The organism is Actinoplanes sp. NPDC023801, assembly GCF_040639655.1.
Classification (GTDB): domain Bacteria; phylum Actinomycetota; class Actinomycetes; order Mycobacteriales; family Micromonosporaceae; genus Actinoplanes.
In genome coordinates this window covers 68,341-85,050 of record NZ_JBFAAI010000042.1, presented here as the reverse complement: position 1 = coordinate 85,050, position 16,710 = coordinate 68,341, and the positions used below count along the sequence as shown (strand labels likewise).

The window sequence follows — 16,710 nt, the reverse complement described above, 5'->3', positions numbered from 1 at the left end:
CTTCGCGGCCGTGCTGAACGGTTTGTCGTTCGGGGCGCCGCGGATTCCGATCGTGTCGAATCTGACCGGTGAGCCTGTTGAGGAGTTCACCGCCGTCTACTGGCTGCGGCATGTGCGGGAGGCGGTCCGGTTCGCTGACGGGGTGTCCTGGCTGGCGTCGAACGGTGTGACGCGGTGTGTCGAGGTGGGTCCGTCGGGTGTGCTGTCGGGGATGGCGGCGCTGACCGCACCGGATCTGACCTACGCCGCGGCCCTGCGCAAGGACCGCGACGAGACCGAGACCGTGCTCCAGGCGGCCGCCAAGCTGTGGACGGCCGGTGTGGCCGTCGACTGGACGGCGGCACTGCCCCGGCGGGTCACTCTCGAACTGCCCACGTACGCCTTCCAGAGCCGCCGGTTCTGGCCGCGGGCGGCCGAGGGCGCCGGAACGGTCACGGTGGCCGGCATGAACGCCACCGAACATCCGCTTATCGGTGTCGCGGTGCCGGTCGCCGGTGCCGACGAGGTGCTCCTGACCGGTCGCCTGTCGCTCGGCACCCACCCGTGGCTGGCCGGCCACAACGTGTGGGGACGGGTGGTCGTGCCCGGCACCGCGTTCGTCGACATGGCCCTGCGCGCCGCGCAGCAGGTCGGCGGCGGCCGGATCGACGAGCTGACCGTCGAGGCACCGCTGATCCTGCCCGCCACCGGCGCCGTGCAGGTGCAGGTCCTGGTCACCGCCGCCGACGGGTACGGCGTCCGGGACGTGCGCATCCACGCGCGGCCGGAGGGGGACTTCGACGGCCCGTGGACGCTGCACGCCTCCGGGGCGATCACCGGCGTACTCGATGAGGAGACCTTCACGTTCGCGCAGTGGCCGCCGGCCGACGCCGAGCCGGTGGACCTGGACGGGTTCTACGACCGCCTGGCCACCGGGGCCGGCCTCGACTACGGGACGGTGTTCCGGGGCCTGCACGTCGCGTGGCGTTCCGGAGACACGGTCTACGCCGAGGTGACGGTGCCGGAGGAGGCGCACCCCGATGCGGGCCGGTTCGGTCTGCACCCCGCTCTGCTGGACGCCGCGCTGCACAGTTCCGCCCTGGTCTTCCCGGCCGACGGCAAGGCGCGGTTGCCGTTCGCCTGGTCCGGCGTCACGCTGCACGCGGCCGGCGCCACCCGGCTCCGGGTGGAACTGCGGCTCGACGGGCCGGACGCGGTGGCCCTCCGGGTCGCCGACGGCATCGGAGAGCCGGTCGCCACGGTGCGCCGGTTGATGCTGCGGAGCGCGTCGCCGGAGCAACTCTCCACCGGTGCCGACGCCGGCGTCCGTGACGCCCTGTACACCGTGGAATGGACACCGCTGGCCGCCACGGCCGGAGCGTCCGGCGCGGAGGTCGCCGCCGTCATCGGTGACGCCGCACTGGCGGCACGGCTCGGTGCGCCGCTGCTCGACGCGGTCGGCGGCGACCTGCCCGAGGGCGTCGTCGTACTGCCCGCCGACCCGTCCACCGACGCCGGAACCGGCGTCCGGGCGGTCACCGGACGGGTGCTTGGCATCGTGCAGGACTGGCTCGCCGCCGACGTACCGGCCGCCACCACACTGGCCGTCGTCACCCGGGGCGCGGTTCCGGCCGCGGGTACGGTGTCCGACCTGCCCGGCGCCGCGGTGTGGGGCCTGCTGCGGGCCGCCCAGACCGAGAACCCCGGCCGCATCGTGCTCGCCGACGTGGACGGCGACGATCGCTCATGGGCGGCCCTGGCGACCGCGGCCGGCCTGGACGAACCCGAGGTGGCAATGCGTGGCGGTGCCGTCCTGGCGCCGCGACTGGTGCGCGCCGTTCCTCCGGCCACAGCCCCGGCACCGGTCGACGGTCCGGTTCTGATCACCGGCGGTACGGGCGGTCTGGGTGCTCTGGTGGCGGCGCATCTGGCTGAGTCGGCGGGTGTGCGGGATCTGGTTCTGGTGAGCCGGTCGGGTTCGGCCGCGCCGGGTGTGGAGGAGTTGGTCGCCCGGTTGGAGTCGGCGGGTGCGTCGGTGCGGGTGGTGGCTGCCGATGTGGCTGATCGTGATGCGCTGGCGGCTGTGGTCGCCGGTGTCGAAGGCCTCGCTGGTGTCGTGCACTGTGCCGGTGTCCTTGACGACGGGGTGTTCACCGGTCTGACTCCGGAACGCGTTGCCGCGGTGCTGGCGCCGAAGGTCGACGCGGTGGTGCATCTGCATGAGTTGACGCGGGATCGGGATCTGCGGTTGTTCGTGGTGTTCTCGTCGATCTCGGCGGTGTTCGGTTCGGCGGGGCAGGCGGCTTATGCGGCGGCGAACGCGTTCCTGGACGGCTTCATGTCGTACCGCCGTGGTCTTGGTCTGCCCGGTCAGTCTCTGGGCTGGGGCCTGTGGGCCAACGCCGCCGGCATGGGCGGCGAACTCGCGGCCCGGCACGGCGGCGGCCTCTCCGACGAACTCGGGCTGGCCCTGTTCGACGCGGCCCGCACACTGCCCGACGCGCACGTGGTTCCGGCTCAGCTCGACCTGAACGCGGTCCGGAAGTCGGCCACGGTGCCCGCCCTGCTGCGGCGCCTGGTCACCACTGCGGTCCGCCGTGCCGACGACGGCGGCACCGCCGGATCCGGCCTGGCCCAGCGCCTGGCAGCACTCCCGGACGCGGACCGCGACCGGCTTCTGACCGACGTGGTCTGCACCGCCGCCGCGGGCGTCCTCGGACACGGCTCCGCCGACGCGGTGGTGCCCGGCCGGGCGTTCAAGGACCTCGGCTTCGACTCGCTGACCTCGGTGGAACTGCGCAACCGGCTCAACACGGCGACCGGGCTGCGGCTGCCGGCGACGCTGGTGTTCGACTACCCGACCCCGGAGGCACTCGCTGGACACCTGCGCACCGAACTGGTCGGTGCGCCGGCGGCCGCACAACCCAGGCGCAGCCGGGCCGCGACCGACGACGACCCGATCGCCATCGTCGGCATGAGCTGCCGGTTCCCCGGCGGGGCGAACAGTCCCGAGGAGCTCTGGCAGCTGCTCACCGACGGCACCGACGCCATCACCCCGTTCCCCCTCGACCGCGGCTGGGCGACCGACCCGGCCGGATACGCGCGCCGGGGCGGCTTCATCGACGCCGCCACCGACTTCGACCCCCGTCTGTTCGGCATCTCCCCGCGTGAGGCCATCGCGATGGACCCGCAGCAGCGGGTGCTCCTCGAAGCCTGCTGGGAGGTCTTCGAACGCTCCGGGCTCGACCCCGAGTCGATGCGCGGCGAACCCGTCGGGGTGTTCATCGGCGCCTCCACGTTCGGCTACGGCATCAACAGCCAGATGCCCGCCGGCAGTGAGGGGCACATGCTCACCGGCACGGCCCCGAGCATCATCTCCGGCCGGGTGGCGTACAGCTTCGGGCTGGAAGGCCCGGCGCTGACCGTGGACACCGCCTGCTCGTCGTCGTCGGTCACCCTGCACCTGGCGGCCCAGGCACTGCGCCGCGGCGAATGCACCATGGCGATCGCCGGTGGCGTCACGGTCATGGCGAGCGCCGGCATCTTCCCGAGCTTCGACAGCCAGGGTGGCCTTGCCGGTGACGGCCGGTGCAAGCCGTTCTCCGCCGGCGCGGACGGGACCGGATGGTCCGAGGGCGTGGGCGTCCTGCTCGTCGAACGGCTCTCCGACGCACGGCGCAACGGCCACCAGGTGCTCGCCGTCGTACGCGGTACGGCGGTCAACCAGGACGGCGCCAGCAACGGGCTCACCGCCCCGAACGGGCCGTCCCAGCAGCGGGTCATCGGCCAGGCGCTCGCCGACGCCCGCCTCACGCCTGCGGACGTGGACGTGGTGGAGGCGCACGGCACCGGCACGGTGCTCGGCGACCCGATCGAGGCGCAGGCGCTGCTGGCCGCGTACGGCTCCGAGCGTGGCGACCGGCCGCTGTGGCTCGGTTCGATCAAGTCGAACATCGGCCACACCCAGTGCGCCGCCGGTGTCGCCGGCATCATCAAGATGGTCCTGGCCATGCAGTACGGGGTCATGCCCCGGACGCTGCACGCCGAGGAACCGTCACCGCACATCGACTGGGACGCCGGTGACCTGCGCCTGCTGAACGACCCGGTGCCGTGGCCCGCCGGAGCCGGGCGCCCGCGCCGGGCCGCCGTCTCCTCGTTCGGCATCAGCGGCACCAACGCTCACGTGGTGCTGGAAGAGGCCCCGCACCGGGTGCCGGAGCCGCTGACCGCCGAGCCCGAGGGCACCGTGGTGCCGTGGGTGCTGTCGGCGCGTACCGGTGAGGCGTTGCGGGCCCAGGCCGACCGGCTGCTCCAGCACGTGGCCGCCCACCCGGACCTGCGCTCCGTCGACGTGGGGCACACACTGGTCACCGCCCGCGCGATGCTGGAGCACCGGGCCGTGGTGCCCGCCGGCGCCGTCGACGTCCTGGCCCGGATCGCCGCCGGTGACGGTGACGCCGACGCGTCGGCCATCGGCCGGACCGCCGTCCTGTTCACCGGCCAGGGCGCCCAGTGGCCCGGCATGGGCAGCGGGCTCGCCGCCCGGTTCCCCGTCTTCGCCGAGGCGTTCGACGCGATCTGCGCCCGCTTCGACGAGCACCTCGAACGGCCGCTGCGCGACGCGATCGCCAGCGTCGAGGTGCACCGGACCGTCTACACGCAGGCCGGCCTGTTCGCGGTCGAGGTGGCCCTGTACCGGCTCTTCGAGTCCTTCGGGGTCAGCCCCGACTATCTGCTCGGCCACTCGATCGGCGAGATCGCGGCCGCCCACGTCGCCGGGGTGATGAGCCTGGACGACGCGGTCACCCTGGTCGCCGCGCGCGGCCGGCTCATGCAGGACCTGCCCGCCGGTGGAGCCATGCTTGCGGTACGGATGAGCGAGGCGCAGGCCCGTGCCGCGATCGCCCCCTACGCCGGCCGGATCGACATCGCGGCGGTCAACGGACCCGAGGCGGTGGTGCTCTCCGGTGACGCCGAGGCGATCGACGACCTGGAGCCGCAGTGCCCCCGGTCGACCCGTCTGACGGTGTCGCACGCCTTCCATTCCGCCCGGATGGAACCGATGCTTGCCGAGTTCGCGACGGTGACGGCGGGTCTCACCTACCGGGCGCCGCGCATTCCGATCGTGTCCAACCTGACCGGTGAGCTCGTCGAGGAGTTCACCGCCGGCTACTGGGTGCGCCACGTCCGCGAGGCCGTGCGGTTCTCCGACGGCGTCGCCTGGCTCGCGGGCCACGGCGTGGTCCGCTGCCTGGAGGCCGGTCCGCACGGGGTGCTCACCGCGATGGCCCCGCAGACCGCCCCCGACCTGCTCTACACGGCGGGCATGCGGCGCAACCGGGACCAGGCCGCGACCGTCCTCGACGCACTGGGCCGGCTGTTCGTCTCCGGCGCCACGGTCGACTGGGCCGCGGTCCTCGACGGGCGGGGCGGCCGGATCGTGCCGCTGCCGACGTACGCCTTCCAGCGTGAACGGTTCTGGCCGTCCGCCGCCCCGGCCGGTGACGTCACCTCCGCCGGGCTCGACGGCGCCGGCCACCGGATGCTGGCCGCCAGCGTCCGGCTGACCGGCGGCGACGGCGACGTCTACACCGGGCGGCTGTCGGTGGCCACCCACCCGTGGCTGGCCGATCACGTCGTGCTCGGGCAGATCGTCGTTCCCGGGACCGCCTTCGTCGAACTGGCGGTCCACACCGGGCGCGGCGCCGTCCGCGAGCTGACCATCGCGGCGCCGCTGATCGTGCCCCCGGACGGTCCGGTGGACCTGCAGATCCGGGTCGCCGAACCGGACGAGACGGGGGACCGGCGCATCGTCATCGCGGCGAAGACCGGCGGTGCCGGCGACTGGACCACCCACGCCACCGGTGTCGTCACCCCCGGCGAGGGCGCGCCCGCGACGTTCGACCTCGCCGCCTGGCCGCCGGCCGGAGCGGAACCGATCGACGTCACCGGCCTGTACGCCGCGGTCGCGGCGACCGGACTCGACTACGGCCCCGTGTTCCGCGGGCTGCGGCGGGCCTGGCGGCTCGGCGCCGACGTCTACGCCGACATCGAGACCGACGGCGAGGCCACCGCCGAAGCCGGCCTGTATGCGCTGTTCCCGCCGCTGCTCGACGCGGCGCTGCACGGCATCGGGCTGGGCGCGTTCGTCTCCGACCCCATCCGGCCGTGGCTGCCGTTCGCCTGGTCCGGGGTCACCCTCCACGCGATCGGTGCCGCCGCGATCCGGATCCGGCTGTCCGCGGCCGGCAACGACACCGTGGCGCTGCAGATCGCCGACAGCGGCGGCCGCCCGGTCGCCACCGTCGAGGCGCTCGCCCTGCGCCCGGCGGCCCTCCCGGCTGCCGTGACCGGCCCGGCCGACGCGTTCCTCACCGTGGACTGGACCACGGTCGCGCCGCCCGCCGGGACGCAACCGGCCGCGGTCGTCGTCGGTGACCCGGTGGCCGCCGGACGGCTCGGCCTCCCGCTTGCCGGCGAGCTGCCCACCGAGGCGGTCCCGGACCTCGTGGTGGTTCCGATGACCGGCCCGGAGGACACCCCGGTGACCGCCGGCCTGGTCCACGACCGGACCGTCGCCGCCCTCGAACTCGTCCAGCGGTGGCTGGCGTACGAACCGGACCGGCCGTCGCGCCTGGTGGTGCTCACCCGGCTGGCGACGCCCGCCGGTGGAGCGGTGACCGACCCGGCGGGAGCGGCGCTCTGGGGTCTGCTGCGCAGCGCACAGACCGAGAACCCGGGCCGCATCGTGCTGGCCGACGTGGACGACGACCCCGCATCGTGGGCGGCGGTCGTGGCGGCGTCCGCCGGTGAGGAACCGCAGCTGGCCGTCAGAGCCGGAACGGTCACCGTGCCGAGACTGGTCCGTGGCGACGCGCCGCACCCGGAGCCGGACCCCACACCCGTCGAGGGCACGGTGCTCGTCACGGGCGGCACCGGGGCGCTGGGCGGACTGATCGCCGGGCACCTGGTGCGGGCGTACGGCGTACGGCGACTGGTCCTGACCAGCCGCACGGGCATGAACGCGCCCGGCGCGGCGGATCTGGCCGCCTCGCTCGAGGAACTCGGCGCACACGTGACGATCGCGGCCGGTGACGCCGGTGACCGCGACGACCTGCGGCGGATCATCGCTGCCGTCCCGGACACCGCACCGCTCACCGGGGTGATCCACTGCGCCGGTGTGCTCGACGATGGTGTCTTCGGCGGTCTGACCGCCGATCGGGTGGAGCGGGTGCTGCGGCCCAAGGCCGACGCCGCGATGCACCTGCACGAACTGACCGCCGGGCTCGATCTGCGCTGGTTCGTGCTGTTCTCCTCGGTCGCGGCCACGTTCGGCGCACCGGGCCAGGCCAACTACGCGGCCGCCAACGGGCTGCTCGACGGCCTCGCCGCCTACCGGCGCGGCCGGGGCCTGCCCGCCCAGTCGATGGCATGGGGCCTGTGGTCGGTGTCCGGCGGCATGACCGGGCAACTCGCCGACCGCGACGTCGCGCGGATCGGCGGCGGCATGACGGCCGCGGACGGGCTCGCCCTGTTCGATCGGGCGCTTAGCTCCGGTCTGGCACACACCGTGCTCAACCCGATCGACGTCCGGGCCCTCGCCGGAACCGCGGACACGGTGCCGCCGCTGCTGCGGGCACTGGTACCGGTGACTCCCCGCCGTGCCGGCGACGCCGCGCCGGACGGGCGGGACTTGACCCGGCGGCTGGCCGGCCTCGATCCGGCCCAGCGCCGGGAGGCACTGCTCGACCTGGTCCGCGGTCAGGCCGCCGCGGCCCTCGGCTATCCCGGTGCCGCCGCCATCGAACCGGAACGCGGCTTCACCGAACAGGGCCTCGACTCCTTGACCGCGGTGGAGCTGCGCAACCGGCTCAACACGGCGACCGGCCTGCGGCTGCCGTCCACGCTGGTGTTCGACTACCCGACCGCGGTGCAACTGGCCGGCGAGCTCGGCGAACGCCTGGCCGTGACCGGGGGCGCCGATCCGGGCCTGATGGACGACATCGACCGGGTCGCCGGCGGCCTGGCCCTCGACGGGCTGGACGAGGAGGTCCGGCGGCGGGCCGTCGCCCGGCTCATGGCCATGGCGGCCAAGTACGGCGGCGAGTCCACGGTCACCGGCCCTCCGGTCGCCGCCGGACTCGACGCGGCCACCGACGACGAGATCTTCGACTTCATCGACAACGAGCTCGGCGCTTCCTGAGACCTGCGGAGGACTGCGATGACCAACGAAGAGAAGCTCCGCGAATACCTCAAGCGTGTCACCGCCGACCTGCACCAGGTCCGGCAGCGGCTGCGCGCGGTCGAGGAAGCGGACCGGGAGCCCATCGCCATCATCGGGATGAGCTGCCGCTACCCCGGCGGGGCCGACACACCGGAGAGGTTCTGGGAACTGATCCGGGGCGGCACCGACGCCATGTCGGCCTTCCCCGACGACCGTGGCTGGGACCTCGGCGCGGTCCCCGCCACACTCGAACCCGTCGGCGGTTTCCTGCGTGACGCCGGCCGGTTCGACGCCGGATTCTTCGGCATCTCGCCCCGTGAGGCCCTGGCCATGGACCCCCAGCAGCGGTTGCTTCTGGAGATCACCTGGGAGGCCGTCGAACGGGCCGGCATCGACCCGACCACGCTGCGCGGCAGCCGTACCGGCGTCTTCGCCGGGCTCATGTACCAGGACTACGCCAAGCGGATCCTCGACATCCCGGACGGTGTCGAGACGTTCCTCGGCACCGGCAACACCGGCAGCGTCTTCTCCGGCCGGGTCGCGTTCACGCTGGGGCTCGAGGGTCCGGCGCTGACCGTCGACACCGCCTGCTCCTCGTCCCTGGTCGCCCTGCACCTGGCGGCCCGGTCGCTGCGCTCCGGCGAGACCAGCCTGGCTGTCGCGGGCGGCGTGACCGTGATGGTCAACCCGGACACCTTCCTGGACTTCGCACGTCAGGGCGGCCTGGCCGGGAACGGCCGGTGCAAGTCCTTCGCGGCCTCGGCCGACGGCACCGGCTGGTCCGAAGGCGCCGGGGTGCTGCTACTGGAACGGCTCGGTGACGCACGCCGCAACGGGCACCCGGTGCTCGCCGTCATCCGGGGCACCGCCGTGAACCAGGACGGTGCGTCCAGCGGCCTCACCACCCCCAACGGGCCCTCGCAGCAGCGGGTCATCCAGGACGCGCTGCGCGACGCGGGCCTCGAAGCCGCCGATGTCGACGCGGTCGAGGCACACGGCACCGGCACCCGCCTCGGCGACCCCATCGAGGCTCAGGCACTGCTCTCGACGTACGGCCGCAACCGGCCGGCCGATGCGGATCCGCTCTGGCTGGGCACGGTCAAGTCCAACGTGGGCCACACCCAGGCCGCCGCGGGCGTGGCCGGAGTGATGAAGATGGTCCTGGCCCTGCACGCCGATCTGCTGCCCCGCACCCTGCACGTCGACGAACCCACCCCCGAGGTCGACTGGTCCTCCGGAGCCGTCAGCCTGCTCACCGACGCCCGCGACTGGCCGGCCGGCGAACGGACCCGGCGTGCCGGGGTCTCCTCGTTCGGGATCAGCGGCACGAATGCGCACGTCATCGTCGAGGAGGCGCCGCCCGCCGACGGCCCGCCCGCGGCCCCGGACGAGACCCCGCGGATCGTTGCGTGGACGCTGTCGGCCCGGTCGGCACCGGCGCTGCAGGCCCAGGCCGCCGTGCTCGCCGACTTCGCCGGCACCGTCACCGACCCGATCGCGGTGGCGCGGGCCCTGGCCACCACCCGTGCCGCGCTGGAGTACCGGGCCGTGGTGTTCGGCCGCGAACCCGCCGACTTCGCCCGTGCCCTCGCCGCCCTCGCGTCCGGTGACCAGGACGGCCCGGTCATCTCCGCGCAAGGCACCCCCGAGGACGCGCTTTCCCTGGCCGGACGCTGGACCGGCGGCGAACGCGTCGACTGGACCGCACTCCTCGGCGAGCACACCGGCGTACCGCATCCGCTGCCCACCTACGCGTTCCAGCGGCAGCACTACTGGCTGTCCGCACCCGAGACACCGCCGGTGTCCGGTACCACCGACGCCGCGTTCTGGGACTCGGTGGCCCGCCGCGACCACGATGCCCTCGCCCGTGCGCTTCGCCTCGCCGACGACGCCGAGCAGACCTCCCTGACCGCCCTGCTGCCGGCTCTGGCCTCCTGGCACGAACGCCGGCAGACCCGGGCCGTCATCGACGCCTGGCGGTACCGGGTGACGTGGCGGCCGCTGCCCGAGCCGCCGGCCGCCCCGCTGACCGGCACCTGGCTGGTGGTCGGCGCCGGTGACGACGTGGTCGCGGCCCTGCATGCGGCCGGTGCCACCACCGTCCGGTGCCCGGCGGTGACCGGTTACGCCGAGCTCACCGACGAGTTGTTCGACGCCGTCCTCGAGGCCGACGAGATCAGCGGGGTCATCGCCCTGACCGACGCGCCGGACACCCCGGACCCGTCCGGCCCGCCCGCCGGTGTCGCGCTGACACTGGCACTCCTGCGGGCGCTGGAGACCGCCGGTGTGGACGCTCCGCTCTGGTGCCTGACCCGCGGTGCGGTGTCGACCGGCCGGGCGGACGCGCTGCGCGAGCCGGAACAGGCCCAGGTCTGGGGGCTCGGCCGGGCCGCGGCCCTGGAGATCCCGCGCCGCTGGGGTGGCCTGATCGACCTGCCCGCCACGGTGACCGAGCGGGACGGCCGGCGTCTGGCCGCGGTCCTCGCCGCCGCCGACGAGGACCAGGTGGCGGTCCGCGCCTCCGGCCTGTTCGGCCGCCGGCTGCTCCGCGCGGCCACCGTGGACACCGCCGAGCCGTGGCAGCCGGCCGGGACCGTGCTGGTCACCGGAGGCACCGGCGCGATCGGCGGTCACATCGCCCGATGGCTGGCCGGCCGCGGAGCCCCGCACATCCTGCTGCTCAGCCGGGGCGGGCCGGACGCCCCCGGCGCCCGCGCGCTGATCACCGAACTGTCCTCGTCCACCACCACCGTCACGGTGGCCCCGTGCGACGTGGCCGACCGGACGGCACTCGCGGCCGTACTCGCCGGTCTCCCCGCCGGCCGGCCGCTCACCGCCGTCGTCCATGCGGCCGGCGCGGGTGCCGCGGCCGCGCTGGCGGATCTGGACCCGGAGGAGTTCGCCGCCACCATCCGCGCCAAGGTCGACGGAGCCGCCAACCTGGACGCGCTGACCGCGGACCTGCCGCTCGACCGTTTCGTCCTCATCTCCTCGGTCGCCGGGGTATGGGGCGCGGGCGGGCAGAGCGCCTACAGCGCGGGCAACGCCTTCCTCGACGCCCTCGCCGAACAGCGGCGCGCCGCCGGCCGTACGGCCACCGCCATCGCCTGGGGCGCCTGGGCGAGCAGCGGGATGGCGGCCGGCGACGACTCCGCCGCCTACCTCATCCGGCGCGGCCTGGTGCCGATGGACCCGGCCCCCGCGATGGAGGCGTTCGCCGCCGCCGTCGACGCCGGGGACGGCGACCTGGTCGTCGCCGACGTCGACTGGCCCCGCTTCGCCCCCGGCTTCCTGTCCGCGCGGCCCAGCCCGTTCCTGGGCGACCTGCCCGAGGTCGCCGCCGTCGCCGCGGCCGGGGACTCCACCGCCGCGGCCAGGCCGCCGCTGCTCGACGAGCTCGCCGCCGCCGACCCCGGGGAGCACGGGCGGCTCGTCCTCACGGCCGTACTGACCGAGGCCGCCGCGGTGCTCGGCCACCAGGGCGCGGACGCGGTCGAGGTCGACCGGGCCTTCGACGATCTCGGCTTCGACTCGGTGACCGCGGTCGAGCTCAGTGCCAGGCTGAAGACCCGCACCGGGATCCGGCTGCCGGCCACCCTGATCTTCGACTACCCGACCCCGGCGGTTCTCGCCGCGCACATCGGCCGGCAGCTGACCGCTGACGCGGCCACCGCGGAGGCGCCGCCGACACCGGTGGCGACCGTGCGGCCGGACACCGGGGACGACCAGATCGCGATCGTCGCGATCGGCTGCCGCTATCCCGGTGGCATCCGGTCACCCGAGGACTTCTGGCGGCTGCTGGAGTCCGGCGGCGACGCCATCGGCGAGTTCCCCACCGACCGCGGCTGGGACCCCGACGCCGACCCCGTCGAGTATCCGCGGGCCGGCGGGTTCCTCTACGACGCCGGTGACTTCGACGCCGCGTTCTTCGACATCAGCCCGCGTGAGGCCATGGCCATGGATCCCCAGCAGCGTGTCCTGCTGGAGACCGTCTGGGAGACCCTGGAACGGGCCGGCATCGATCCGCACACGCTTCGCGGCAGCGACACCGGCGTGTTCGTCGGCACCAACACCCAGGACTACGGCGTCGTGCTGACCAACAGCGACGCCGGCGCCGGTGGACACCTGATCACCGGCGTCAGCGCGGCGGTGATCTCCGGGCGGCTGGCCTACACGTACGGCCTGCAGGGCCCGGCGCTGTCGGTCGACACCGCCTGTTCCTCGTCGCTTGTCGCTCTCCAGCTCGCCGCCGCGGCGGTGCGCCGTGGCGACTGCTCGATGGCACTCGCCGGCGGGGTCACCGTGATGGCCACCCCGGGGCCGTTCTCCGAGTTCGGCCGGTTGGGCGGGCTCGCCTCCGACGGCCGCTGCCGGCCGTTCGCCGCGGCGGCCGACGGCACCGGCTGGAGCGAGGGCGCCGGTGTCGTCCTGGTCGAACGGCTCAGCGACGCACGCCGCAACGGCCATCCCGTCCTCGGCCTGGTCCGGGGCGGCGCGCTCAACCAGGACGGGGCCAGCAACGGCTTCACCGCCCCCAACGGACCGGCACAGCAGCGGGTCATCCGGCAGGCCCTGGCCGACGCCGGGCTGCAAGCTTCGGACGTCGACATGGTGGAGGCCCACGGCACCGCCACCACCCTCGGCGACCCGATCGAGGCACAGGCGCTGCTGGCCACGTACGGCCAGGAGCGGTCCGGTGACCAGCCGCTGTGGCTGGGCTCGGTCAAGTCCAACATCGGCCACACCCAGGCGGCCGCCGGCATGGCCGGCGTGATCAAGATCCTGCTCGCCATGCGGTACGGCGTACTGCCGCGGACCCTGCACGTCGACGCGCCGACGCCGCACGTCGACTGGGAGTCCGGGGCGGTCCGGCTGGTCACCGACCCGCAGCCGTGGCCCGCCGCCGGACGGCCGCGGCGGGGCGCGGTCTCGTCCTTCGGTGCGAGCGGCACCAACGCGCACATCATCATCGAGGAAGCGCCCTCCGGCCCGTCCACCACGGCGTCGCCGCCCGTCGCGGGCGAAGCCGTGCCGCTGCTGCTCTCCGGGCGGTCGGCCGAGGCCGTACGCGCCCAGGCCCGGCAGCTCGCCGCGCATCTGCGGGAGCGCCCCGACCACCCGGTGGCTGGAATCGCCGCGGCCCTCGCCCAACGGTCCCGGCTCGAGCACCGCAGCGTCGTCATCGGCGGCGACCCGGACGCACTCACCGGCGCGCTGGCGGCGCTGGCCGCCGGCGAACCCGCGCCCGGGGTCGTGAGCGGTGTGGCCCGGGGCGTCTCCGAGGCGGTCTTCGTCTTCCCCGGTCAGGGCTCGCAGTGGGCCGGCATGGCCCGCGAGCTCCACGAGCGGTACCCCGCCTTCCAGCAGCGCTTCGACGCCTGCGCACACGCCCTCGCCCCCTATCTCGACTGGTCGGCCCACGACGTGCTGTACGGCGTCGAGGGCGCCCCGGCGCTCGATCGCGACGATGTCGTCCAGCCGATGCTGTTCGCCGTCATGGTGTCGCTCGCCGAGGTCTGGCGGTTCCACGGTGTCCGCCCCGCCGCCGTCGTCGGGCACAGCCAGGGCGAGATCGCCGCGGCCTGTGTGGCCGGCGCGCTCAGTCTCGAGGACGCCGCCAAGGTGGTGGCGCTGCGGTCCCGGGAACTCGGCCGGATCGCGGGCCGCGGCGGCCTGGTCTCGGTCGCGCTCTCCCTCGACGAGGCCACCTCCTGGATCGAACCGTGGGCCGGCCGGCTCGCGGTCGCCGTGGTCAACGGCCCCGGCGCCGTCGTGGTCGGCGGCGACGTGGATGCGCTCGCTGAACTGGTCGCCCAGGGCGAGAGCACCGGCGTACGCGTCAAGCGCGTGCCGGTCGTCTACGCCTCCCACACCGACCATGTCGAGCCGCTGCGCGAGCCGCTGCTCCGGCTGCTGGCCGATGTGACCGGGCGGCCGTCGGCCGTCCCGCTCTACTCGTCGGTGACCGGCGAGCGCCTCGACACCACCGGCATGGACGGCGCCTACTGGTTCCGCAACCTGCGCGAACCGGTCCGCTTCGACCAGGCGATCACCGCCGTGCCCGAGGGCACCGTTTTCCTGGAGATCAGCCCGCATCCGGTGCTCGCCGTGCCGCTGACCGAACTGCTGACCGCCACCGGGCGGCGCGCCGACGTCATCGGCACGCTCCGGCGTGACGACGGCGGCACCCGGCGGCTGCTGACCAGCCTCGCCGAGGCGTACACCCGGGGCGTGGCGGTGGACTGGTCCACGGCGCTTCCCGGCCCGGCGGTCGCCGCCGCGGAGCTGCCCACCTACGCGTTCCAGCGGAACCGCTTCTGGCCGCGCCCGGCCACCGCACCGGCGGCCGTGCCGGGCACCGCGACGACGCCCGGGTTCGAGGCCGCGTTCTGGGACACGGTCGCCCGCGAGGACGCCGAGTCACTGGCCGGCCTGCTGGCCGTGGACCGCGCCGACGCGGTGCGCGACCTGCTGCCGGCACTGTCCTCCTGGCACCGCCGGGGCGTACGGGCCGACGAGATCGACCACCGCCGCTACACCGTGACCTGGAAGGCGGTCGCCGACCTGCCCGCCGGGCCGATGACCGGACGATGGGCCGTCGTGGTCCCCGCCGGGAACGCCGCCGAGGCGGACGTACGCACCTGTGTCGAAGCCCTCACCGCCGCGGGCGCCGAACCCGCCGTGGTCGTGGTCGACCCCGTCACCACCAGCGAGGACCAGCTGACCGGCGAACTGGCCGAGGCCGGCGGTGTCCTGTCGTTCCTCGCCCTCGACGAGACGGCGCACCCGGAGCACCCGGTGATCACCGCCGGGCTGGCGGCCACGGTGACCCTGTTGCGTGCCCTCGAGAAGGCCGGCTCCGGTGCCCGTCTCTGGTGTGTGACCCGCGGTGCCGTCGCGGTCGGCTCGGAACCGGTGGACCACCCGGAACAGGCCGCCGTCTGGGGCATCGGCCGGGTCGCGGCACTCGAGAGCCCCGCCCGCTGGGGCGGCCTGATCGACCTGCCGTCCGTGCTGGACACCCGCGGCGCGGACCGGCTCGTCGCCGCCCTCACCCGTACCGACGGCGAGGACCAGACGGCGCTGCGGACCTCCGGGACGTACCTGCGCCGGATCGGCCGCGCCCCGGCCGGGAACCGCCCCGCCCGGCCCTGGCAGCCGACCGGAACCGTCCTGGTCACCGGCGGCACCGGTGCGCTCGGTGACCGGGTGGCCCGCTGGCTCGCCGGTCACGGCGCCGAACACCTGGTGCTGGTGAGCCGTAGCGGCCGGGGCGCACCCGGGCTCGGCGCACTGGAGGCCGACCTGGTCGCCGGGGGCAGCCGGGTGACCGTGGCCGCCTGCGACCTCACCGACCGGGAGCAGGTGCGCGAGCTGCTCACCGGCCTGGAGGCGGCCGGCGACCCGGTCCGCACGGTGTTCCACGTCGCCGGCGTCAACAGCCTGATCGACGTGGCCGACACCGGTCCCGCCGAACTGGCCGCAATCGCCTCCGGCAAGGTCGCCGGTGCCCGGCACCTCGACGAACTGCTCGATCCCGACCAGCTCGACACCGTTGTCTACTTCTCCTCGATCGCCGCGACCTGGGGCGGCGGCCGGCACGGTGCGTACGCCGCGGCCAACGCCTACCTGGACGCGCTGGCCCAGAGCCGCCGCGCCTCGGACGCGCGGGTCCTCTCGGTGGCCTGGGGGCCGTGGGACGGCGGGGGCATGGTGCACCCGGCGGCGGAGGGCGGGATGCGGCGGATCGGCCTGCCGATGCTCGACCCGGAGAACGCCATCGCCGCCCTGCACCACGCACTCGAGAACGACGACACCTGCGTCACGGTGGCCGACGTGGAGTGGGAGCGGTTCGCGCGGGCCTTCACCGCGATGCGGCCGAGTCCGCTGATCAGCGACCTGCCCGACGTGGCCGCACTGCGTGAGCCGGTCACGCCGGAGTCCGCCGCCGGTGCCGCCGGCCAGGAGGCGGTCCGCCGCGACCTGGCCGCGCTGGCGCCGGCCGACCGGGAACGGGCGCTGCTCGACCTGGTGCGTACCCACACCGCCGTGGTGCTGGGACACGCCTCGGACAGCGCGATCGAAGCCGGGCGGGCATTCCGTGAACTCGGCCTCGACTCGCTCACCTCGGTCGAACTGCGGGACCGGCTCAGCGCCGCCACCGGGCTGACCCTGCCGGCCACGCTGGTGTTCGACCACCCGACACCGGCGGTGCTGGCCGCCTCGATCGCGGCTGAACTCGGCGGCACGCAGACGGCGTCGGCGCTGCCGTCCGCCGACGACCTGGACCGCCTCGACACCGCGCTTGCGGCTCTGCCCGGTGACGACATCGAGCGCGTCCGCATCGTGCTGCGGCTCGAGGCGCTGCTCGACCGGCACGCCCGTGCCGCCGGACCGGCCGGACCGGCCGGCGCCCCCGACCTCATCGACAAGCTCGGTTCGGCCTCCAGCGAAGAACTCTTCGCCCTCGTGGACCAGGACCTCGGCCTCGCCTGACCCTCCCGGAA

General features: G+C 74.6%; 2 protein-coding genes. Both read left to right on the top strand.

Annotated features, from left to right (window positions below):
- Positions 1-52 precede the first annotated feature (52 nt).
- Positions 53-8,182 (top strand): SDR family NAD(P)-dependent oxidoreductase, encoded by an 8,130-nt coding sequence (locus AB0G04_RS41195; RefSeq protein ID WP_360995191.1) that lies wholly within the window; start codon positions 53-55, stop codon positions 8,180-8,182.
- An 18-nt stretch (positions 8,183-8,200) separates the two neighbouring features.
- Positions 8,201-16,699: a type I polyketide synthase gene (locus tag AB0G04_RS41190; protein WP_360995188.1), complete on the top strand. Its 8,499-nt coding sequence runs from the start codon at positions 8,201-8,203 to the stop codon at positions 16,697-16,699.
- The last annotated feature ends 11 nt before the right edge of the window (positions 16,700-16,710 follow it).